The sequence below is a fragment of the Amycolatopsis sp. WQ 127309 genome, from assembly GCF_023023025.1.
Taxonomy (GTDB): domain Bacteria; phylum Actinomycetota; class Actinomycetes; order Mycobacteriales; family Pseudonocardiaceae; genus Amycolatopsis.
This window is the reverse complement of record NZ_CP095481.1, coordinates 4,759,104-4,780,661: the sequence shown is the minus strand read 5'-3', so window position 1 is coordinate 4,780,661 and position 21,558 is coordinate 4,759,104. Positions and strand designations below refer to the sequence as shown.

17 protein-coding genes are annotated in these 21,558 nt (G+C 71.2%); 5 read left to right on the top strand and 12 right to left on the bottom strand.

The window, feature by feature from the left end; all coding sequences use genetic code 11:
* The first annotated feature begins 34 nt into the window (after positions 1–34).
* Genes iolC through iolD form a run of 4 tightly spaced genes read left to right on the top strand, consistent with a single transcriptional unit; the run spans position 35 to position 4,576 of the window.
* Positions 35–964, top strand: a complete 930-nt coding sequence (gene iolC / locus MUY22_RS22545; protein WP_247062283.1) for a 5-dehydro-2-deoxygluconokinase — start codon at positions 35–37, stop codon at positions 962–964.
* Positions 961–1,857, top strand: a complete 897-nt coding sequence (locus MUY22_RS22540; protein ID WP_247062281.1) for an aldolase — start codon at positions 961–963, stop codon at positions 1,855–1,857. The genes iolC and MUY22_RS22540 overlap by 4 nt, the downstream gene beginning before the upstream one ends.
* On the top strand, positions 1,854–2,744 hold the full coding sequence (gene iolB / locus MUY22_RS22535; RefSeq protein ID WP_247062280.1) for a 5-deoxy-glucuronate isomerase: 891 nt from the start codon (positions 1,854–1,856) through the stop codon (positions 2,742–2,744). The genes MUY22_RS22540 and iolB overlap by 4 nt, the downstream gene beginning before the upstream one ends.
* The gene (gene iolD, locus MUY22_RS22530) at positions 2,741–4,576 is read left to right on the top strand and encodes a 3D-(3,5/4)-trihydroxycyclohexane-1,2-dione acylhydrolase (decyclizing) (RefSeq protein WP_247062279.1); all 1,836 of its coding nucleotides are present in this window, start codon (positions 2,741–2,743) and stop codon (positions 4,574–4,576) included. Before iolB ends, iolD begins: the two co-directional genes overlap by 4 nt.
* Here the strand turns inward: iolD and MUY22_RS22525 are convergent.
* Entirely contained in the window at positions 4,573–5,955 is a 1,383-nt protein-coding gene (locus MUY22_RS22525; protein WP_247062278.1) for a cytochrome P450, read from the bottom strand. The genes iolD and MUY22_RS22525 overlap by 4 nt on opposite strands.
* A 77-nt stretch (positions 5,956–6,032) precedes the next feature.
* On the opposite strand from MUY22_RS22525, the gene MUY22_RS22520 reads away from it, so the two are divergent.
* Positions 6,033–6,605, top strand: a complete 573-nt coding sequence (locus MUY22_RS22520; RefSeq protein WP_247062277.1) for a TetR/AcrR family transcriptional regulator — start codon at positions 6,033–6,035, stop codon at positions 6,603–6,605.
* Here MUY22_RS22520 and MUY22_RS22515 read toward each other — a convergent pair.
* The 11 genes from MUY22_RS22515 to MUY22_RS22465 form a co-directional block, all read right to left on the bottom strand.
* A complete protein-coding gene (locus MUY22_RS22515; RefSeq protein WP_247062276.1) occupies positions 6,595–7,536 on the bottom strand; it encodes a hypothetical protein in 942 nt (313 codons plus the stop codon). The genes MUY22_RS22520 and MUY22_RS22515 overlap by 11 nt on opposite strands.
* Positions 7,533–8,762, bottom strand: a complete 1,230-nt coding sequence (locus MUY22_RS22510; protein WP_247062275.1) for an MFS transporter — start codon at positions 8,760–8,762, stop codon at positions 7,533–7,535. Before MUY22_RS22510 ends, MUY22_RS22515 begins: the two co-directional genes overlap by 4 nt.
* A 13-nt stretch (positions 8,763–8,775) precedes the next feature.
* Positions 8,776–10,377 carry a discoidin domain-containing protein gene (locus MUY22_RS22505; RefSeq protein ID WP_247062274.1) on the bottom strand — a complete coding sequence of 534 codons (1,602 nt, stop codon included), beginning with the start codon at positions 10,375–10,377 and terminating at the stop codon, positions 8,776–8,778.
* Between the two features lie 789 nt (positions 10,378–11,166).
* Positions 11,167–12,234: an NAD(P)-binding domain-containing protein gene (locus MUY22_RS22500; protein WP_247062273.1), complete on the bottom strand. Its 1,068-nt coding sequence runs from the start codon at positions 12,232–12,234 to the stop codon at positions 11,167–11,169.
* A 107-nt stretch (positions 12,235–12,341) separates the two neighbouring features.
* Positions 12,342–13,565, bottom strand: a complete 1,224-nt coding sequence (locus MUY22_RS22495) for a diguanylate cyclase (protein WP_247062272.1) — start codon at positions 13,563–13,565, stop codon at positions 12,342–12,344.
* 566 nt (positions 13,566–14,131) lie between these two features.
* Positions 14,132–15,211, bottom strand: a complete 1,080-nt coding sequence (locus tag MUY22_RS49765; RefSeq protein ID WP_371827634.1) for an SRPBCC domain-containing protein — start codon at positions 15,209–15,211, stop codon at positions 14,132–14,134.
* 106 nt (positions 15,212–15,317) lie between these two features.
* On the bottom strand, positions 15,318–16,172 hold the full coding sequence (locus MUY22_RS22485) for a xanthine dehydrogenase family protein subunit M (protein ID WP_247062270.1): 855 nt from the start codon (positions 16,170–16,172) through the stop codon (positions 15,318–15,320).
* A complete protein-coding gene (locus MUY22_RS22480) occupies positions 16,169–18,607 on the bottom strand; it encodes a xanthine dehydrogenase family protein molybdopterin-binding subunit (RefSeq protein WP_247062269.1) in 2,439 nt (812 codons plus the stop codon). The genes MUY22_RS22485 and MUY22_RS22480 overlap by 4 nt, the downstream gene beginning before the upstream one ends.
* Positions 18,607–19,131: a (2Fe-2S)-binding protein gene (locus MUY22_RS22475; RefSeq protein ID WP_247062268.1), complete on the bottom strand. Its 525-nt coding sequence runs from the start codon at positions 19,129–19,131 to the stop codon at positions 18,607–18,609. Before MUY22_RS22475 ends, MUY22_RS22480 begins: the two co-directional genes overlap by 1 nt.
* A 187-nt stretch (positions 19,132–19,318) precedes the next feature.
* Positions 19,319–20,431 carry an XdhC/CoxI family protein gene (locus tag MUY22_RS22470; protein WP_247062267.1) on the bottom strand — a complete coding sequence of 371 codons (1,113 nt, stop codon included), beginning with the start codon at positions 20,429–20,431 and terminating at the stop codon, positions 19,319–19,321.
* A complete protein-coding gene (locus MUY22_RS22465) occupies positions 20,424–21,536 on the bottom strand; it encodes a VWA domain-containing protein (protein ID WP_247062266.1) in 1,113 nt (370 codons plus the stop codon). Before MUY22_RS22465 ends, MUY22_RS22470 begins: the two co-directional genes overlap by 8 nt.
* Positions 21,537–21,558: the final 22 nt, after the last annotated feature.

Genomic DNA, 21,558 nt, shown 5'->3' with positions numbered 1-21,558 from the left:
GGCCCGCCGACGCACTCTTTCCCGCGGAGGCGAAATGACTATTGAAGCGTTGACGATCGGCCGGGTGGGCGTCGACCTCTACCCCGAGCAGAGCGGCGTCCCCCTGGCCGGCGTCAGCACCTTCGCCAAGTCGCTCGGCGGGACCGCGACCAACGTCGCGGTCGCCGCCGCGCGGCTCGGGCGGTCGGCCGCGGTGCTGACCAAGGTCGGCCCGGACGGCTTCGGCGACTACGTCCGGCAGGCCCTGAGCGGCTTCGGCGTCTCACCGTCCTACGTGGGCACTTCGCCGGACCTGCTGACGCCGGTGGTGTTCTGCGAGCTGAACCCGCCCGCAGACCCGCCGCTGCTGTTCTACCGCTCCCCCGTCGCGCCCGATCTCACGCTCACCGAGGCGGACGTGCCGTGGGACGTCGTGGAGTCGGTGCCGCTGCTGTGGGTGACCGGCACGGGCGTCTCGGTCGAACCGGCCCGGGCGACGCAGCGGAAGATCCTCGAAACCCGGGGCCGCCGCGAGCACACCGTGCTGGACCTGGACTACCGGCCGATGTTCTGGACGTCGGTGGAGCAGGCCCGCGAGGAGATCGGCTCGATGCTGGACCACGTCACGGTCGCGGTCGGCAACCGGACCGAGGTAGAGGTCGCCGTCGGCACCGCGGACCCGGACGAGGCGGCGGACCGGATGCTGGAGCGCGGGCTGCGGCTCGCGGTGATCAAGAAGGGCGCGGACGGCGTGCTGGTGGCCACCCCGGACGGCCGGTGGACCGTGCCGCCGCAGCGCATCGACGTCGTCTGCGGCCTCGGCGCGGGTGACGGCTTCGGCGGCGCCCTGATCCACGGGCTGCTGTCCGGCTGGGACCCGGTGCGGATCGCCGAGTACGCGAACGTGGCGGGCGCGCTGGTCGCGTCCCGGTTGGCGTGCGCCGACGCGATGCCGACCGCCGCCGAGATCGAGGAGCTGCTGTGACGACCTTGCTGACGGACGACCGCTGGCGCGAGCTGCTGCACACCCGCGCCACGAACCCCGGCGCGGTCCGCCAGGCGTACGCGACGCGCAAACGGCGTTCGAAGCTGCTGTCCGACTCCGGGACGTTGTTCCTGGTCGCGGCCGACCACCCGGCCCGCGGCGCGCTCGGCGTCGGCGAGGACCCCCTCGCCATGGCCGACCGGCGGACGCTGCTGGACCGGCTGCTCGTCGCGCTGGCGAACCCGGCGGTCGACGGGCTGCTCGGCACCCCGGACGTCGTCGAGGAGCTGCTGCTGCTCGGCGCGCTGCACGACAAGGTCGTCATCGGCTCGATGAACCGCGGCGGGCTGGCCGGCGCCGACTGGGAGATCGACGACCGGTTCACCGGTTACGACGCCGCGAGCCTGATCGACTGCGGCCTCGACGGCGGCAAGATGCTGCTGCGGCTGGTCGACTCCGACCCGGGCACGATCCCGACGCTGCAGGCGTGCGCGACCGCCGTCACCGAGCTGGCCGCGTACGGGCTGATGGCGATGGTCGAGCCGCTGCCCTACACCCGCGAAGGCGGGAAACTGGTGCTGCAGAAGGATCCCGCGTCGCTGGCTCGGGCGGTGACAGTCGCATCCGGCATCGGGACGACGTCGGCGCACACCTGGCTGAAGCTGCCGTCCACCGACTCGCCCGAGGTCCTCGGCGCGACGACGCTCCCGGTCGTCATCCTCGGCGGCGTGCCGTCCGGTGATCCCGCCGGCGACCTGGCGTCGTGGGGCCGGACACTGCGCCACGACGTCGTCCGCGGCCTGGTCGTCGGCCGCACCCTGCTCTACCCGCCGGGCGGCGACGTCGGCTCGGCCGTCGATGCCGCCGCGAAGGTCCTGGAGGCCGCGAAGTGAGCGCGTTGCACCGTCCACACGGGACACTGTCCGAGGACTCCGACCCGATCGTGCTGACGCCGGAAGCGGCGGGCTGGGCCTACGCCGGGTTGCAGGTGCTCAAGATCGGCCGGCGGCTCCCGCGCACGATCGAGACCGGCGAGTTCGAGGCGTTCGTGCTCCCACTGTCCGGCTCGCTCACCGTCCGCGTCGACGACGAGGAGTTCGAGCTGACAGGCCGTGACTCGGTGTTCAGCCGCGTCACGGACTTCGCCTACGTCCCCCGCGACGCCGAGGTCGAGCTGACGTCGGCCACCGGCGCGGTGGTCGCCCTGCCGATGGCTCGCTGCACCCGCCGGCTCGAGCCGAAGTACGGTCCGGCGGAAGACGTCCCGGTCGAGGTCCGCGGGAGCGGCCAGGCGACGCGCCAGGTGACCAACTTCGGCGTGCCCGGCGTGTGGGACCACGCGGACAAGCTCAACGCGTGCGAGCTGATCACGCCGGGCGGCAACTGGTCGTCGTACCCGCCGCACAAGCACGACGAAGCGTCCGGGTGCGAGGTCGTCAACGAGGAGATCTACTACTTCCGGATCGCGGGGCGAGACGGCGTGACACCGTCACGCGAGGGCTTCGGCCTGCACCGGACGTACACCGCGGACGGCGAGCTGGACGAGGACGTCGCGGTGCGCGACGGCGACGTCTTCCTGATCCCGCGCGGTTACCACGGCCCGTGCGTCGCGGCGCCCGGTTACCCGATGTACTACCTGAACGTCCTGGCCGGACCGGCGGACGAGCGGTCGATGGCGTTCTGCGACGACCCGGCGCACACCTGGATCCGCGACACGTGGAAGCCCGAGGACCTCGACCCGCGCTGCCCGGTGACCGACCACGAAGGGCGGGTCCGGTGAAGCTGACGACGGCTCAGGCGCTGGTCAAGTGGATCCTCGCGCAGCGTTCGGAAACCCTCGACGGCCGTGAGGTGCCGCTGTTCCCGGGGGTGTTCGCGATCTTCGGGCACGGCAACGTCCTCGGGCTCGGCACCGCGCTGGAGGAGCACCGCGGCGAGATCCCGGTCTGGCGCGGGCACACCGAGCTGGGCATGGCCCTGGCCGCGGTCGGCTACGCGAAGGCGACGCACCGGCGGCAGGTCGGCGTCGTGACGTCGTCGATCGGGCCGGGCGCGCTGAACATGGTCACCGCCGCCGGGGTCGCGCACGCGAACCGGCTGCCGGTCCTGCTGCTGCCGGGCGACACGTTCACCAGCCGCGCGCCGGACCCGGTGCTGCAGCAGATCGAGCCCTTCGGCGACGGCACCGCGACGGTCAACGACGCCTTCCGCGCGGTCAGCCGCTACTTCGACCGCATCACCCGGCCCGAGCAGCTGCTCTCGGCGTTGCCGCAGGTCGCAAGGGTGCTCACGGACCCGGCCGACGCCGGCCCGGTCGTCCTGGCGCTGCCGCAGGACGTCCAGGCCGAGACGTACGACTTCCCGGAGGCGCTGTTCGAGCCGGTGACGCACCGGCCGCTCCGCCCGCGCCCGGACCGCCGGGCCGTCACCGAGGCCGCGGGCGTGCTGCGCGCGTCCAAGCGTCCGCTGCTGGTGCTCGGCGGCGGCGTGCGGTACTCCGGTGCCGGGCGGCGCGCGCTGGACTTCGCCGAGCGGCACGGCATTCCCGTCACCGAGACGACCGCGGGCCGCACGCTGGTGCCGCACACGCACGCCCTCAACGCCGGCCCGCTGGGGATCACCGGCTCGACGTCGGCGAACGTCGTCGCGGCCGAGGCGGACGTCGTCCTGGCCGTCGGCACCCGGTTGCAGGACTTCACCACGGCGTCCTGGACGGTCTTCTCCCCCGACGTCCGCCTGGTCACGCTGAACGCGGCGAGGTTCGACGCGGTCAAGCACGGCGCGCTGTCGGTGGTCGGCGACGCGGACGCGGGCCTGGCCGACCTCGGCGCGCAGCTGGAGAGCTGGCGGGTGGACCCGGCGTGGACGTCGCGAGCGGCGACCGAGCGCGCGAAGTGGGACGCGCACATCGACTCACTGCGGTCGGCGGCTGCGGAAATCCCGTCGTACGCCCAGGTCGTCGGCGTGGTGAACGACCTGTCCGCGGCGGACGACTACGTCATGACGGCGTCCGGCGGGATGCCGGGCGAGCTGATCGGCGGCTGGCGCGGGTCCGGCTCGGTGTCGATGGACGTCGAGTACGGCTTCTCGTGCATGGGCTACGAGCTGTCCGGCGCGTGGGGCGCGGCGATCGCCCACGACGGCTTGGTCACGACGTTGCTGGGCGACGGCTCGTACCTGATGCTGAACTCGGAGCTGTTCTCGGCCGCGTTCGCCGGGCACCCGTTCGTCGCGGTGGTCTGCGACAACGACGGTTACGCGGTGATCGCGCGGCTCCAGCAGGGTCAGGGCGGGAAGCCGTTCAACAACTTCTACGCCGACTGCACGACTTCGCACGCGTCACCACCGCGCGTCGACTTCGCTCGCCACGCGGAGTCGTTGGGCTGCCTGGTCTTCACAGCGTCCACAGTGGACGACGTCCGCTCGGCGTACGCCCAGGCCCGCGAGGCCGCGGTGGCCGAGAAACGCCCGGCGGTCGTGGTCGTCAAGACACAGCCGTCGACGTGGACCGAAGCCGGGGCCTGGTGGGAGGTCGGCGTGCCCGAGCACCTCGCCGGACGCGACGAGTTCGAGCGGTCCAAAGGCACGCAGGTGCGCTACCTGCGGTCCTAAGCCGTCGCGGTCGCCCGATCCCGCACTCGGGGCCGCAAGGTGAAGCCGCTCGGCTTGAGCGTCAAGGACTCCACGATCTTGAGCTCGTACGCCGGGTCGGCCTCGAAGTCGTAGCGCTGCAACACCATGCCGAGGGCCAGCACGGCTTCGTGCAGCGCGAACTGGCGGCCGATGCAGGCGCGTTCGCCCGTCCCGAACGGCTTGTACGCCTGCGCCGGCCGCTTCTTCACGGCCGCGGGCTCGAAGCGGTCCGGGTCGAACGCCTCGGGGTCCGGGCCCCAGGCCGCCGGGTCGCGGTGGACCAGCGGCAGCGGCACGATCACCCAGTCGCCCTTGCGCAGCCGGTACTTTCCGCCGAGGACGACGTCTTCGCGGGCTTCGCGCGAGTAACCCGGCGCGGTCGGCCAGAGCCGCATCGCCTCGTCGAGCGCGCGTCGCACGTAACGCAGCTTCGCGACGTCGCCGAAGGCGGGCTCGCGGTCGCCCCAGACGGCGTCGACCTCGGCGCGGGCCTTCTCCAGCAGCTCGGGGTGGCGCGTCAGGTAGTACAACGCGAACGAGAGCGCGCCCGACGTCGTTTCGTGGCCGGCGACGACGAACGTGATCGCCTGGTTGCGGATGTTGATCGGGTCCAGGCGTTCGCCGGTCGCCGGGTGGCCCTCGGTGAGCATCAGGCCGAGCAGGTCGCGGCTTTCCTCACCGCTGGCGCGGCGTCCCTCGATCACCTCGTCGACGAGGCCGGTCATCACGGCGATGTCGGCCTGGTTCTGCTCGGCCGTCCCGGCGAACGCGCGCCGGACGAACGGCAGCTTGACGTTCTGCAGCTGCGCGAACCGCAGCGAACGCAGCATCGCCGTGACGAACGGGTGCGGTTCGGCGCGCTCGAACGAGCCGAAGCGGTAGCCGAACCCGGCGAGACCGATCGTCTCCAGCGTCAGCCGGGTCATGTCGGCGGCGACGTCGACCGGCCCGGTCGCGGCGTCCCAGCGCGCGACGAGCTCACGGGCGACGTCCAGCATGACGGGGTGGTAGCGGCGCATCGCCTCGGCGGAGAAGGCCGGCTGCAGGATGTCGTGCGCCAGCCGCCAGTTCGGCTCGTGGGTGTGGGCGGTGAACAGGCCGTCGCCGGCGACCGCGCGCAGGTTCTCGATGCCCATGCCGACGTGCTTGCCGAACTTCGTCTCGTCGTTCAGCTCGGTGACCAGGTCGACGCCGCCGACGAAGACGATCTCGAAGCCGAAGACCTTGCGGGTGAAGACCGGCCCGATCTTCCGGCCGATGCGCAGGGTGTCCTGCAGCGGCGTGCGCGGGTTGGCCCCGATCAGGTCGCCGATCACCGGCAGGCGGCCCGGCCGGTGCGGAATGCCGGTGGTGTCCACGACGTCCCCCTATTGAATCCGAATCCAATAACGTCACGATCCCCCGCTACTGAACCCGTGTCAAGTAAGCTCGGGGGATGCGGACGAGGCTGAGCACCGAACAGCGGCGCGAGCAGCTCCTGACGATCGGGGCCGGGTTGTTCGCGAAGCGGCCGTACGACGAGGTCTGGATCGAGGAGGTCGCCGAGATCGCGCAGGTCTCCCGCGGCCTGCTGTACCACTACTTCCCGACCAAGAAGGACTTCTTCGCCGAGATCGTCCGCGGCCAGCGCGACCAGCTGCTGGAGATGAGCGAGCCCGACCCGGCGCTGCCGGTGACCGAGCAGCTGCGGGCCGGGCTCGACGTCTACCTCGAGTTCGCGCGCACGCACCCGGACGGCTACCGGATCGTGCACCGCGCCACCGGCGGCGCCGACGGCGAGATCCGGGAGATCCGCGAAGCCGGGATGGCCGCGAACGCGTCACGCATCCTGGCCGCACTCAGCCTGCTGACGCCGATCACCGAGACCACCCGCCTGGCCGTCCGCGGCTGGCTGACGTTCGTCGCGACGGTCATCCTCGACTGGCTCGACCAGCCGAAGGTCACCCAGGAGGAGCTGCGCGACCTCTGCGTGCGGACGCTGTTCGCGGCGGTGGGCGTCACCCCGTGACGGCGGGCGAAGCAGCGTCCCCGGCCAGCTTTTCCGGCTGGCCCGAGCCGTCCGCCGGGACCGCCCAGACGGCGTCGTCCAGCCCGTAGAGGACCCGGTCACCTTGCCAGAGCGCTTGGTCGTCGACGCTGCGCGGCTCCGCGAGTTCGGTCTCCTTCAACGTCTTGAGGTCGAGCACGGACAACCGCCAGACGCCGTCGCCGACCTTCTTCTTGAACGCGACCCGGGTGCCGTCCGGGGACAGCGACGGGCATTCGACGTTCTCGCGCAGGGTCTTGCCGCGGAAGCGCGCGTAGTCGGCTTCGACGAGGTAGGTCTTCCCCTTGCTGCCGAGCGTCGCGTAGAAGCGGTTGCCGTCCGGGGCGAAGGTGATGCCCCAGTAGTTGACGTCGGCGGCGAAGTAGCGCTGCCCGTCGGCGAACACGGGCAGTTCCTCGATCGTCTTGACCAGCCGTCCGGTGTCGACTTCGTAGACGCCGGCCCGGGTCGAGAAGCCGGTGGCCGCGTAGGAGTCGCCGGTGACGAAGACCGTCCAGTCGACGCGCTTGCCGTCCGGCGACACCCGCGCGCGGCTCGGCGTGCCGGCCACGGCTTCGGCGTGCCGGACGACGAGGTGGTCGTCGAGGACCAGGACGTCGGTCACCGGCGGGAGCGTCCCGGGCCGCACGGCCAGGCACACGGCGGTGGACCCGGCCACCGCGAACCGATCACACTTCAGGCCACTGACCTGCGGTTTCGCTCCCGCCTCGGCCAGCGGGACGGCGGCGACGCGGCCGGTCGACACCTGCCGGAACAGCAGCTGACCGGGGCCGAGCGTGAGCTGCGCGGCCGGTCCCGCCTCGGGGGCGCCGGGGCGGGCGTTGACGATGTAGGTGACGGCCGCGGTGATCAGGAGCGCGGTGCCGGCCAGGGCGAGGACAAGTTTCTTCACGGCCGCACCGGCTTCGCGACCGCGGCCGCGAGGACGACGGCCGCCAGGCAGCCCGCGGCGACGAGCACCGCCGGCCGCAGGTCCCAGAACGTCCAGGCGAGTCCGAAGAGGACGGACGAGAGCATCCGCGCGCCGGCTTGCCCGGTCTGCACGACGGCCAGCCCGGTCGCCCGGAGGTCCCGCGGGATGAGCGGGCCGGCCGCGGCCATCAGGACGCCGTCGGTGGCCGCGTAGAACACACCGTGCAAGCCGAGCGCGACCACGGCGAAGAGCAGCGCGGCCGGCCCGCAGAGCAGGACCAGCGCCAGGCCCAGCGCGACGTGCCCGCCGAGGAACACCGGCCACCGCCCGATCCGGTCGGCCAGTTTGCCGAGCGGAACGGCCAGGAGCAGGTAGACGCCGGCGGTGCCCAGCGGCAGGAGCGGGAAGTACGTCGCCGCGATGTCCCAGCGCCGCTGGAGCACGAGGTAGACGAACGAGTCGCCGATGGTCACCAGGCCCAGCAGCGCGGCCCAGAGCGTGACGCGCCGGAAGTCCGCGTCGCGCAGCAGACCCGCCGCGGCGCGCGCCGACACGGCGGCGCGATCCACCGTGCCGGGCCGGTCACGGACGAACAAAGCCAGCAACAGCACGGCGATCGCGGCGACGCAGAAGCTGGTGAAGAACACGCTCGTGTAGCTGCCGAGGCTCAGCGCGAGCACGGCCATCGCGACCAGCGGGCCGAGGAACGCGCCGACGGTGTCGAGCGCGCGGTGCACCCCGAACGACCGGCCGAGCGTGCCGGGTTCGCTGCTCAGCGAGATGAGCGCGTCACGCGGGGCGGTGCGCACGCCCTTGCCGGTGCGGTCCGCGGCGAGGACGACGCCGATCGCGGGGACCGACGAACCGGCCGCCACCAGGCCGAGCTTGCACACCGCGGACAAGCCGTACCCGAACCCGGCGACCGCCTTGAGCCGCCGCCACCGGTCCGCGAGGTGCCCGCCGAGGACCCGGACGAGGGCGGTGGCGCCCGCGTAGAGGCCGTCGAGCAGCCCGAACTGCAGCGGGTTCAGGCCGAGGCCGAGCACCAGGTAGAGCGGGAGGACGGCGGTGACCATCTCCGAGGAAACATCGGTGACCAGGCTGACCACGCCGAGAGCCACGACGTTGGCGGACACTCGTTTCAGCGCCGGCTTCGGGTGGGTGCCGGCCGCGAGGTCCGAGGTACGGCTTGCCGCGATGTACATGCCCGTTCCCCTTCTAGTGGCAGGTGTAGGTCGGGCTGCTGTCGAGGACCTTGCCGTCGACGCCGATCAGCTGCGTCTGGAACGACGTGTCCGTCATGGACAGCTTCAAGACGCCGAAGGTCTTCAGCAGCTTCGCGGTCGTCGCGTGGGCCGGGCTCAGGTCGTAGAGGTTCGCGCCGCCCGAACCGCCGACGATCTCGACCGGACCGTTCGCGTCGGCCTTGCCGTCGGCGTTCTGCGGCACGAACCGTTCGTAGTCGTGGTCGTGACCGTTGAGAACGAGGTCGACCTTGTTCGCCGTCATGGTGTTCCACAGCTCGACGCTGTCCTTGTTGTCACCGTGGTCGCCGGAGCTCCACCGCGGGTGGTGGTAGTACGCGGCGACGCAACCCTTCTCGTTCTTGGCGAGGTCCTGCTTCAGCCAGGTGATCTGCGGCGGCTCGGCGAAGTCGTCGTGGGTGACGAAGTCGTTGGAGTCCAGGGCGATGAAGTGCCAGTTGCCCATCTCCCAGCTGTAGTAGCGCTGGCCCTGGGGCTTCGCGATGGCGCCGAAGTAGTCCTCGTAACCCTTGAACCTCGGCTCGTCGTACGACTCGTGGTTGCCCGGGATCGGGTGGGTGATGTTCTTGAACCTGCCCCAGGTCTTGTCGTAGTAGGCCTTGAAGTCGGCGAGGTGGGCGTCGTCGTACTGGTTGTCCCCCATGGTGATCACCGCGGCCGGGCCCATCTGCTCGACGAGTTTCGCGGTCTTGACGTGCGCGCAACCGGAGTCGCTCGCGGTGCAGCGTTCGGCGATGTCCCCGGCGGCGGCGAGAACGAACCCGTTGGCACTGCCCGCTTTGGTCTTGACGGCGACGGGTGCGCTCGCCGGCGAGACGTTGCCCGCGGCGTCCCGGGCGCGGACGGTGTAGGTATAGCCGGTGTCGGGCGCGAGCCCGGTGTCGGTGTAGGACGGCGTCGCGCTGGTGGCCACGACCTGGCCGTCACGCAGGACGTCGTACCCGGCGACCCCGACGTTGTCGGTCGCGGCGGTCCAGGTCAGGCCCACGCTGGTGGCCGTCGTGGTCGTGGGCGCGAGCCCGGCCGGGGTGCTCGGCGCCTGGGTGTCGCCGGCGGAGTCGGGCGTGCCGTAGGCCTGGAGTTCCCAGAGCGAGTAGCCGTACTTCGTGGCGCGCGTGACGCCGACGAAGCGCAGGAAACGGCCGTGGGCCTGGAGTCCGGTGAGGTCGTCGGTCTTGCCGTCGCCGTTGTCGACGTTCGTGACGGTGGTGAACTGCGTACCGTCGTCGGAGACCTCGATCCGGTACTTCTTGGCGTAGGCGGCTTCCCAGGTGAGCTTGACCTGGTGGATGCTGGAAGGTTGCCCGAGATCGACCCGCAGCCACTGCAGATCGGCACTGACAGCACTGGCCCACCGGGTCTGCGTGTTCCCGTCGACGGCCTTGTCGCCGGTGAGCGACGAGCTTTCCGCCGTGGACGTGACGACGGGCTTCCCTTGGGAGAGAAGGACATCGGCTTGGGTGGTAGTGGCGGCGGCGATCGCGGAAGGCAGCAGGACGACGACGGCGATCGGCGGCGCCAGCCGTGCGAATGGACGAAGACGGAAGGGGGACACGTCGCGCTCCTAGGGGCCGGACAGTGGCGGGTCTGCTCTGAGCTGGGCTGCGGCGTAGGTGTACTTTGTTCGAACAGTTAAGAAACTTTCCTAACTAAGAAGACTGTAGCGAGCCGCGGTTTCGGCTGACAAGACTTGTCTCGTCCTTGAATCGGTCAAGAGGGTGAGATTGGAGTGGTTCCCGCAGGTCAGATGATGTTTCACAGAGCGGCACACTGCTCCGGCGCCTGGGACTGCCCTAGTTTCGCTCGCACGCCACCCAGCACTCGACCCGGACTCGAGCGCCGTTTCCCCTGCCACCGAACCGTGCGCCGCGACACCAACTCCGGCGACCATCAGCGTGGCGCCATCGATCCTCGCTCAACTTGTTCAGCTCACACTGGCGCCAATTCCCTTGCGTTCAGCGGATTCGCTCGCCATCACGGCACCGTATTCGACCACCGCCACCCGACCGGCACCGGCCGGACTTCGCCGCCGATCCGCCTCATCTCAGAAGGGGCACGACCTCACGCACGCCACGGCTTCCTCGCGCACCACCACGCCTCGGAAGCACTCCCCCCAGACCGTTCCCGTACCGATTTTGTCGGTCCCCACCGGTAGCCTGGAATTCGGGGGCTTCTCGCGCCCGCCGACAGCGATTTTTCTTACACAGCAACAGAAACAGCACGAAGATCCCGCGCCCGAGTTTCACCCGATTCAGCGATGATCTTCGCACGCGTGTTCGGTAACGTAAGGGCCATGACCTCGACCGACGAGTTTCCCGTTACCCCGCACCGAAGACCCATGGCGTCAAGAATCCGCGCGCAGCTGCTTCCGGATCTCCGCCACGGCGGCCCGCCCGGCGCGGTTCGCCCCGACCGTGCTGGCCGAAGGCCCGTACCCCACCAGCTGCAACCGCGGCTCGAGCACGACCCGCGTCCCGTCCACCCGGATCCCGCCACCCGCCTCGCGGATGCGCAGCGGCGCGAGGTGGTCGATCGCCGCGCGGAAGCCTGTCGCCCAGAGGATGACGTCCGCGTCGAAGTGCAAGCCGTCCGCCCACTCGACTCCCGAAGGCACGATCCGGGCGAACATCGGCCGGCGCTCGAGGATGCCCGCCGCCCGCGCGGCCCGCACCTCCGGCGTCACGGCCAGGTCCGTCACGCTGACCACGCTCTCCGGCGGCAACCCGGCGCGCACCCGTTCGTCGACCTTCGCGACGACATTGCGTCCCCAGTCCTCGCTGAACGGCTCATCCCGCCACACGGGCGGCCGCCGCGTCACCCAGGCCGTCGCGCGCGCGAGCGGCGCGAACTCCATCAGCAGCTGCACCGCCGACGCCCCACCGCCGACGACCACGACCCGTTTGCCCCGCAACGCTTCCGGCCCGGTGTAGTCCGCCGTGTGTACCTGCTCGCCCGCGAAAGTCTCCTGGCCCGGGTAGTGCGGCCAGAACGGCCGGTCCCAGGTGCCGGTGGCGCTGATCACCGCGCGCGCCGCCCACGACTCGGCCGGACTCGCCACCACGAGCCGGTCACCGTCGCGCGTCACGGACTGGACGTCGACCGGGCGCATGACAGGCAGGTCGTACACGCGCTCGAAGCGCGCGAAATAGTCAGAGACGACTTCGGAGGCCGGCCGCGTGACGTCCGGAGTGCCGAAGGCCATGCCGGGCAGGTCGTGGATGCCGTGCACCTTCCTGAGCACCAGCGACGGCCACCGGTACTGCCAGGCGCCCCCGGCCCGTTTGCCGTGGTCGAGCACCACGAACCCGGAACCGTTCGCGAACCCGGCTCGGCGCAGGTGGTAGGCGGCCGACAGTCCCGCTTGGCCGGCCCCGACCACCACCACGTCCGTTTCGTGGTCCGCGCTGCTCATGTCGTGTTCAACGGCCGGCCGCGCCAGGTATTTCGCGCCCTGCATCACATGGCGACCCGGTGGCGGCGCGCATTCTCGGCCCGGTACAACGCCGTCGTAACCGCCCGTCACACGGCGACGCGATTGCGCCCCGCGTCCTTGGCCCGGTACAACGCCGCGTCCGCCGAGCGCAGCACGTCATCCAGCGTCGGCCCCGTATCCGGGAACCGCGCGACCCCGATCGAGACCGAAAGGCCACTCACCCGGACCGTCCCGCCTCCCGTCGAGATCACGACGTTCAGCTCCCCCACCGCCACCCGCACCCGCTCGGCGATGCCCAGCACGTCGGCGCGGCCGAGGCCGGGCAGCAGCACGACGAACTCCTCACCACCGAACCGGCCGACCGTGTCGCCCTGACGCACCGCGCCGGAGATCGCCACCGCGACCGCGGCCAGCACGTCGTCGCCGGTGAGGTGGCCGTAGGTGTCGTTGATCCGCTTGAAGTGGTCGAGGTCGATCATCAGCACCGCGAACTCGCCGACGGCCCCGCGCCGCAACGCGCGGGCGTGCTCGCGGACGGCCGACTCGTGCCAGCCCGCGGTGTTGAGCAGCCCGGTCTTCTCGTCGGTGACGGCGGCGACCTGCAGCTGCTGCTTGAGCAGCAGGTAGCGGTGCAGCAACAGCAGCGGCGCGATGACGAACAGCACCAGCACCGGCTGCTCGACCAGGGCCAGCGCGGCGAGCCCGCCGAGGCAGAGCGTCGCCACCTCGAACGCGTTGTCCTCCCAGGTGCCGACGAGGTCCGCGGCGGACCGCTGGCTCGTGTAGAGGTAGATCCCGGCGGCGACCAGCCCGACGTTCACCAGCTCGAACACCACGGCGGCCAGGCAGAGCGCGACCAGCCCGCGCGGCGTCTGCACCGGCGTCCCGTGCAACCCCGACCACGTGAGGACGGACGACGCGGCGAAGCAGGAGAGCATCGCCCACGCGGTACTCGCGACGAACCGATGCGCGGGCCGTGTGCGCACGTGGCGCCAGACCCGCACCCACAAGTGCGCGTAGAGCACGACAGCCAGCAGCGCCACCCAGGCAGGAGGGAGCAGTACGACACCGGCGAGGTACCAGACGGAGGTCACGTTGATGTGCGTTTGCCCGCTCATCCACCGGCGCAGCCGTTCAATCCGGCGGGACATCTCGGCCTGCGCGACGCCGAGTGCGACCAGCACGGCGAACCAGACCGGCCGCACCGGTCCCCCGAAGCCGGTGGCCAGCGCGGCCCCGGTGGTCGCGACGGCGGCCAGCTCACAGCAGAGGGCGTAGGTGATCCAGCGGCGCTTCGCCCCGGTCCACATGACCCACCGCGAGGGCCACCCCGTCCAGGTGGAAAGAGCTTCCCGTCGCACGGCGGCCTCGGCTCTCAAGCGCCGCGACCACGGAAGTGACGGACCGGCATCGTGACGTACCCCTTGCGCGAGTTCGGCCGACCAGGTAGCCCAGCGTAGCCGTTCCGGCGAGCCGCGTCGCCGGTCCGGGCGAATTACGGCGAAGCTACCGGCCCGCGGACTCGCTCTGGGTAGGTCTGCCCTGCTCACAGCTTCCCCGGTGATCACCGATGCAGGAATCCGCGGTGAGAACAGCAGGCCGGGACTCCCGAAGCCGGAAACGGCCGCCGAGATCACCAGCGCGGAAACCCGCCCCGACGCTCTCAACGCAGGCTGTTCGGCGCCGACCAGGACGGGCTTCCCCGAACGGAGACCCACGGCTCGGCCAGGTCAGGGAGCAGACCGGCTCAGGGCGCGGTCGACTTAGAGTCGTAGATCGACTCAGGACATAGTCGGCTCAGGGCGCAGCTAGGCCGGGATGAGCGATGGGTTTCGAACCCGCGACCTCCACCGGGCGCTCTACCAGCCGGGCGAGGTCACTTGCGCCGCGCGCGGATGACCGCCACCAAGCCGACGACCGCCGCGATGCCGAGCACCACCGGGGCCAGCCGCTTCAGTACGGAGGCTCCCGCGTAATCGAGGAGGTCGATCGCCTCGGTCTCCGGGACGGCCGGGACGCTGTGCAATGCGGGCCGTTCGGCGGCCGGCTTGGGTTCGGTGTTGATCTCCGCCGTGGTCGGCGCCGGCTTGACCGCCGGCTCCGGCTTCGCAACCGGCGCGGCCTTGGCCGCCGATCCGGACTGCGCTGCCGGTACCGACTGGGCAGCCAGTCCAGACTGAGCGACAGAGCCCGACTGGGCCGCCGGTCCGGACTGGGCCGCCAATCCCGACTGGGTGGCCGGTCCGGACTGGGCCGCCTGTCCTGTCTGGGCTGCCGGTCCCGACTGGGCTGCCGGTCCCGACTGGGCTGCCGGTCCTGACTGGGCTGCAGTGCCCGACTGAGCAGCCGGTCCCGACTGGGCAGCTGACCCAGGCTGGGCAGCCTCTCCCGGTGCCTTCTCCCCCGCCGTCGCGGGCTTCGCGGCTGCGGCCGGGGCGGACTTCGCCGCCGGCTCCGCCGTCTTTCCGGCCGTCGGCGCGGCGGCCTTCTCGGCTACCGGCTCGGCCGTCTTCTCCGGGGCCAGCTTGCCCGACAAGCAGCCCGCGAAGGTGTCGAGGATCTTGCCGCCCACCTCGGTGATCAAGCCGCGGCCGAACTGGGCGGGCTTGCCCGTGATGGACAGGTCCGTCGCGACGGTTCCGTGCGTTCCGCCGTCGGTCTCGGTCAAGGTCAGGGTCACTGTCGCGGCGGCCGTGCCCGCTCCGCGAGAGTCCTTGCCCGAAGCCTTGATGGTGACCTTGTGCGCGGCGTCGTCCTTCTCCAGGAACTCGCCGTTTCCCTTGTACAGCAACGAGATCGGGCCCAGCTTGACCTTCACCGTCCCACTGAACTTGTCGCCTTCGACCTTGGTCAGCGCGGCACCGGGCATGCACGGGGCGACGCGCTCGGGGTCGACGACCGCCTGCCAGACCTCGCCGATCGGAGCCGGGACGGTGAATTCGTGGTCGAGCCGCACGGGCCGACCTCCTCTCTGCCAGACCTGGGTGCCTGGTGACCCACCCTAGTCGCACCCGGGAGCCGTGACCCGGCGCGAAAACGCCGGGTCACGGACAGCCACGGATTCAGGCGCCGGCCGCGGCCGTGATCGCGCGACCCGTCAGGACCGTCGCCAGGTGACGGCGGTATTCGACGTCGGCGTTGCCGTCGACCGGTGGGTTCGTGCCCTCCGCCGCGTGCGACGCCGCCTCGCGGATCGCGTCCGCCGAGGCTCGCGCCCCGACCAGGGCCGCTTCGACGCCCGTCGCGCGGACCGGCGTCGAGCCCATGTTCGTCAGCGCGACCCTGGCCTCCTCGATGACGCCGGCCTCGGTGCGGACGGTGACCGCGACGGCGACCATCGACCACGCCTGGGCGACCCGGTTGAACTTCTCGTAGTGCCCTCGCCAGCCCGTGTGCTTGGGCACGCGGACCTCGACCAGCAGCTCGTCCGGGGCCAGCGCGGTGGTGAACAGGTCCCGGAAGAAGTCCGCGGCCGGCACCGTCCGGCGCCCGGACGGCCCGGCCAGCACCAGCTCGGCCTCCAATGCCACCACCGGCGCGAGCAGGTCACCCGCCGGGTCGGCGTGCGCGATCGCGCCGCCCAGCGTGCCGCGGTGGCGGATCTGCGGGTCGGCGACCGTGTCCGTCGCCGCTTTCAGCAACGCCGCGTGCTCGGCGACCAGCGAATCGCGCTGGACGTCGTAGTGCGTGGTCATCGCGCCGATCGCCAGGACGTCGCCGTCTTCACGCACGCCGCGCAGCTCCGGGACGCGCCCGAGGTCGATCAGCGTGGTCGGGGTGGCCAGGCGCATCCGCAGCACCGGCAGCAGGCTCTGCCCGCCGGCCAGGACCTTGGCGTCCTCACCGGCCGACGCCAGTGCCTGCACCGCTTCGTCCACTGTGGACGGGCGGACGTAGTCGAACGAGGACGGGATCACAGGGCACCTCCGGTGGCGTCGATCGAGCCGAGGCCGCCGCCGGCTTCGTTGCCGGGCCCGCCGGCGTCGGTGGTGCCGTACCGGATGGCGTGCCACACCCGCATCGGCGTCAACGGCATCTCGATGTCGTTCACCCCGAAGTGGCGCACGGCGTCGATCACCGCGTTGACCACGGCCGGGGTGGACGCGATCGTGCCCGCTTCGCCGACGCCCTTGGCGCCCAGCGGGTTGGTCGTCGACGGCGTCTCCGTGCGGTCCGTGGTGAACGACGGCAGGTCGGCCGCCGACGGCAGCAGATAATCGGCGAACGTGCCCGTGGTCAGCGTGCCGCTCTCGTCGTGCACGGTGCCCTCGAACAGCGCCTGCGCGATGCCCTGCGCGAGTCCTCCATGCACCTGGCCCTCGACGATCAGCGGGTTCACCGCGACGCCGACGTCGTCGACGCAGACGTAGGAGCGCAGCGTGACCCGGCCCGTCTCGGTGTCCACTTCGGCCGCGCAGAGGTGCGTGCCGTGCGGGTACGAGAAGTTCTCCGGGTCGAACGTCGCGTCCGAGTCGAGCGAAGGCTCGACGCCGTCGGGCAGGTTGTGCGCCGCGAACACCGCGAGCGCGATGTCGCCGATCGACGTCGACGTGTCGGTGCCCTTCACGGTGAACTTGCCGCCCGCGAACTCCAGGTCGTCCTCGGCGCATTCGAGCAGGTGCGCCGCGATCGGCTTGGCCTTCGCGACGACCTTCTCCGCGGCCTTGACGACGGCGATCCCGCCGACCACCAGCGACCGCGAGCCGTAGGTGTCCATGCCCTTGTGCGACGACTGGGTGTCGCCGTGGATGATCTCGATGTCCTCGAACGCGACGCCGAGCTGGTCCGCGACGATCTGGCTCCACGCCGTCTCGTGGCCCTGACCGTGCGCGGACGCGCCGGTGATGACCTCGACCTTGCCGGTGGGCAGCATCCGGATCGCCGCGTGCTCCCAGCCGCCGGCGCCGTAGTCCAGCGAACCGAGCACCCGCGACGGCGCGAGCCCGCACATCTCGGTGAACGTCGAGATGCCGATGCCGAGCTGCACCTTGTCCTTCGACGCCCGGCGCTTCTCCTGCTCGGCGCGCAGGCCGTCGTAGTCGAAGAGCTGCTTGGCCTTCTCCGTCGCGGCCTCGTAGTTGCCGGAGTCGTACGTCAGCCCGCACACCGTGGTGAACGGGAACTCCTCGTGCTTGATCCAGTTCTTCTCACGCAGCTCCAGCGGATCCATGCCGAGCTCGTCGGCGAGCTCGTCCATGATCCGCTCGATCGCGAACGTCGCCTCCGGCCGCCCGGCGCCGCGGTAGGCGTCGGTCAGCGTCGTCGTGGTGTACACGTTGGTGCACGCGAAGTGGTACGCCGGGAACTTGTAGATCGCGTTGAACATGAACGCGCCGAGGATCGGCACGCCGGTGCCGACCAGGCCGTTGTACGCGCCGAGGTTGGCGAGCAGCTCGACCTTGAGCCCGGTGACCGTGCCGTCGGCGTTCGCCGAGATGGTGATGTCCTGGATCTGGTCACGGCCGTGGTGGGCGGCGAGCATGGTCTCGGACCGGGATTCGTTCCACTTCACCGGTTTGCCGAGTTTCCGCGCCACCAGTAGCGACATCATCTCTTCCGGCAGCACGCCGATCTTGCCGCCGAAGCCGCCGCCGACGTCCGGGGCGATCACGCGCAGCTTGTGCTCCGGGATGCCGAGCGTCAGCGCCGACATCACCCGCAGGATGTGCGGGACCTGGGTGGCCGACCACATGGTGAGCTGGGTGCCGGTCGGGTCGACGACGCAGGCGCGCGGCTCCATGAACGCCGGGATCAGGCGTTGCTGGCGGAAGCGCCGCTTGACGACGATCTCCGACGACTTGAGCGCGTCTTCGACGTCGCTGCCGGTGCCGGCCTCGGCGGAGTCGAACTTCCAGACCGCGCTCGTGTTGCTGCCCTGGTCCTCGTGGACCAGCGGCGCGCCGTCGGCGATGGCGGCTTCCATGTCGAGGATGACCGGGAGCTCGTCGTACTCGACGTCGATCTCCTCGAGCGCGTCGTGCGCTTCGGCCGAGGACCGCGCGACGACGACCGCCACGCCTTCACCGGCGAAGTTGACCTGGTCGGCGGCGAGCACCGGCCGGCGCGGCGTCTTCATGTCCGGGGTGATCGGCCACGCGCAGGGCATGCCGATGGAGCTGTCCGGGTCGAGGTCCGTCGCGGTGTAGACGGCGACGACGCCGGACGCGCTCTGGGCCGCCGACGTGTCGATCGAGACGATCTTGGCGTGCGCGAACGGGCTGCGCAGGATCGCCATGTGCAGCATCCCGGGCAGCGTGATGTTGTCGGTCCAGCGGGTGCGGCCGGTGATCAGCCGCTCGTCTTCCTTGCGGCGCCGTGACTTTCCGACTTCCGGTTCGATCGTCGCGGTCATCAGTCACCACCCACGCCGACGTGCTTGGTCTCGGTGATCCGCTCGGCGTCGGGTCCGGCGCCGGGGCTCATGTGCTGAGCGGCGTCGCGGACCGCGCGGACGATGTTCTGGTAGCCGGTGCAGCGGCAGAGGTTGCCTTCGAGGCCTTCGCGGACGGCTTGTTCGTCCGGGTCCGGGTTGTCGGCCAGCAGGTCGATCGACTGCATGATCATGCCGGGGGTGCAGAACCCGCACTGCAGCGCGTGGTTCTCGTGGAAGGCTTTCTGCACCGGGTGCAGCTGCCCGTCGCGGCTGAGGCCCTCGACGGTGGTGACCTCGCTGCCGTCGGCCTGCACGGCCAGCACGGAACAGGACTTCACGCTGTGCCCGTCCAGGTGGACGGTGCACGCACCGCAGTTGCTGGTGTCGCAGCCGACGACCGTGCCGACCTTGCCGATCCGCTCTCGCAGGTAGTGCACGAGCAGGGTGCGCGGTTCGACCTCGTCGGTGTACTTCGTCCCGTCGACAGTGACGGTAATGCGCATCAGGCCTCCAAAGCCGGTTCGGGAACGGCCAGGCCCGACCGTGATCGGGCTCACAAGACCCGAGCGTGCTACGCCTTACTGGCGCGGACAAGTCCTGATGTCACACGTTCGGCGGCCGTTCCCGCAGCTGCGGGAGAATCCACAGTGGAATCACCGCATCCGCGGAAACGCCGCCCGGGTGAACTTTTCAGCCGTGGATGCGGCCGGACAGTTCGGCGAGCCGCCGCCCGCCGCCACCCCAGCGCAACGCGATGATCTCCGCGGCGATCGACACCGCCGTCTCCTCCGGGGTGCGGGCGCCGAGGTCGAGACCGATCGGCGAGGACAGCCGTTCCAGCTCGGGCTCGGTGATGCCGGCCTCGCGCAGCCGCGAGAACCGGTCGTCGTGGGTCTTGCGGGACCCCATCGCGCCGACGTACCCGACGTCGAGGCGCAGCGCGACCTCCAGCAGCGGGACGTCGAACTTCGGGTCGTGGGTCAGCACCGCGATCGCGGTGCGCCGGTCGATGCGGCCCGCGTCCGCCTCCGCCGTGAGGTACCGGTGCGGCCAGTCGACGACGACCTCGTGCGCGTCCGGGAACCGGCTGCTGGTGGCGAACACCGGCCGCGCGTCGCACACCGTGACCTGGTAACCGAGGTAGGCGCCCATGCGCGCCATCGCGGCGGCGAAGTCGATCGCGCCGAAGACCAGGAGCCGGGGCGGCGGCTCGAAGGAGTTGACGAACACCGCCATCCCCTCGCCGCGGCGCTGCCCGTCCGGGCCGTAGTGCAGGGTGCCGGTGCGGCCGCTGGCCAGCAGGCCGCGGGCGTCGTCGGCGACCGCGTCGTCCATCCGCGACGAGCCCAGCGAGCCTTCGGTGCGATCCGGCCAGACGATCATGTGCTCGCCGACCAGGCCTTCGCGCTCGTGCTCGATGACCGTCACCACCGCGACCGGCTCGCCGCCGCGGACCGACGCGACGACGTCGCCCAGCTCGGGCATCGACTCGCGGTCGACGTGCTCGACGTAGATGTCGATGATCCCGCCGCAGGTCAGGCCCACCGCGAAGGCGTCGTCGTCGGTGACGCCGTAGCGCTGCAGCACCGGCTTGCGCTCGGTGACGACCTCCTGCGCCAGCTCGTAGACGGCGCCTTCGACGCAGCCGCCGGACACGCTGCCGGCGACGGTGCCGTCCGGGGCCACGACCATCGCCGCGCCGGGGGCGCGGGGGGCCGACGAGAAGGTGGCGACGACGGTGCCCAGCCCGACCGTCTCCCCCGCCGACCAGCGGCGGAACACGTCATCCAGTACGTCACGCATCGGAAATCTCCCCGAGCAGTCGTTCCAAGGTGGCCAGGGTGTGCCCGGCCAGCAGCCGGTCGATGTGGGGCAGTGCGGCCACGATGCCCGACTGGACCGGAGCGTACCCCGCACGGCCGACGTGCGGATTCACCCAGAGTACGGCGTGCGCGAGGCGGTGCAGCCGCGCGAGCTGCTCGCCGAGCATCGTGGTGTCGCCGCGCTCCCAGCCGTCGGAGAAGATCGTGACGACCGCGCGCCGGGCCACGCCGCGCTGTCCCCACCGGTCGAGGAAGGCCCGCAGCGTCTCGCCGAGGCGGGTGCCGCCGGCGAAGTCCGGCACCGCGGAACCCGCCGAGAGCATCGCGCGCTCCGGGTCGCGCTGACGCAGCTGGCGCGACACCCGGGTCAGCCGCGTGCCGAGCGTGAACACCTCGACGGACTGGGGCGCGGACCGGGTGAGGACGTGCGCGAACCGCAGCAGCGCGTCGGCGTACGGGCTCATCGAGCCGGAGACGTCGATCAGCAGCACGACCCGGCGCGGGCGCGAGCCGCGGCGGGTGTGCGCGAGCCGGACGGGTTCGCCGCCGCTGGCGAGCATCGCGCGCAGCGTGCGGGCCGGATCAAGCCGTCCCCGGCGGGCCGGGGTTCGCCGGGCGGCGCGGCGCCGGGGCGGCACGGGACGCAGGGTGGCCAGCAGCTCGCGCAGGTGCTCGCGTTCGGCGGTGGTCAGCTCGGCGAGGTCGCGGTGCCGCAGCACCTCCTGGCCGCTCGCGGCGACCTTCAGCTGGTCGGGACCGTCGCCGCCGTCGGCGTCCCCGCCCTCGGTGTCGACGAGCGGCGCGATCCGCGCCTGCTTCGGCGCGGCGGCCTTCGTGCGGCGCGGACCCGGCGGTTCGATCGAAAACCACTGGCTGAAGGCCTCTTCGTAACAGGCGAGGTCGTCGGGGCTCGAGCACAGGGTGAGCCGCCCCGCCCAGTACAGCTGGGTGGGCTCGGCGACGTCGACCTCGCCGACGGCGGCCAGGTAGGCCTGCACGCGGTGCGCGTCGCAGGCCACGCCCGCCTCCCGCAGCGCGGCGGCGAACCCGGCGTACCCGGCGACCGGATCGGAGACCGTGGTCATGTCTCCATTGTGCGCTCATCGG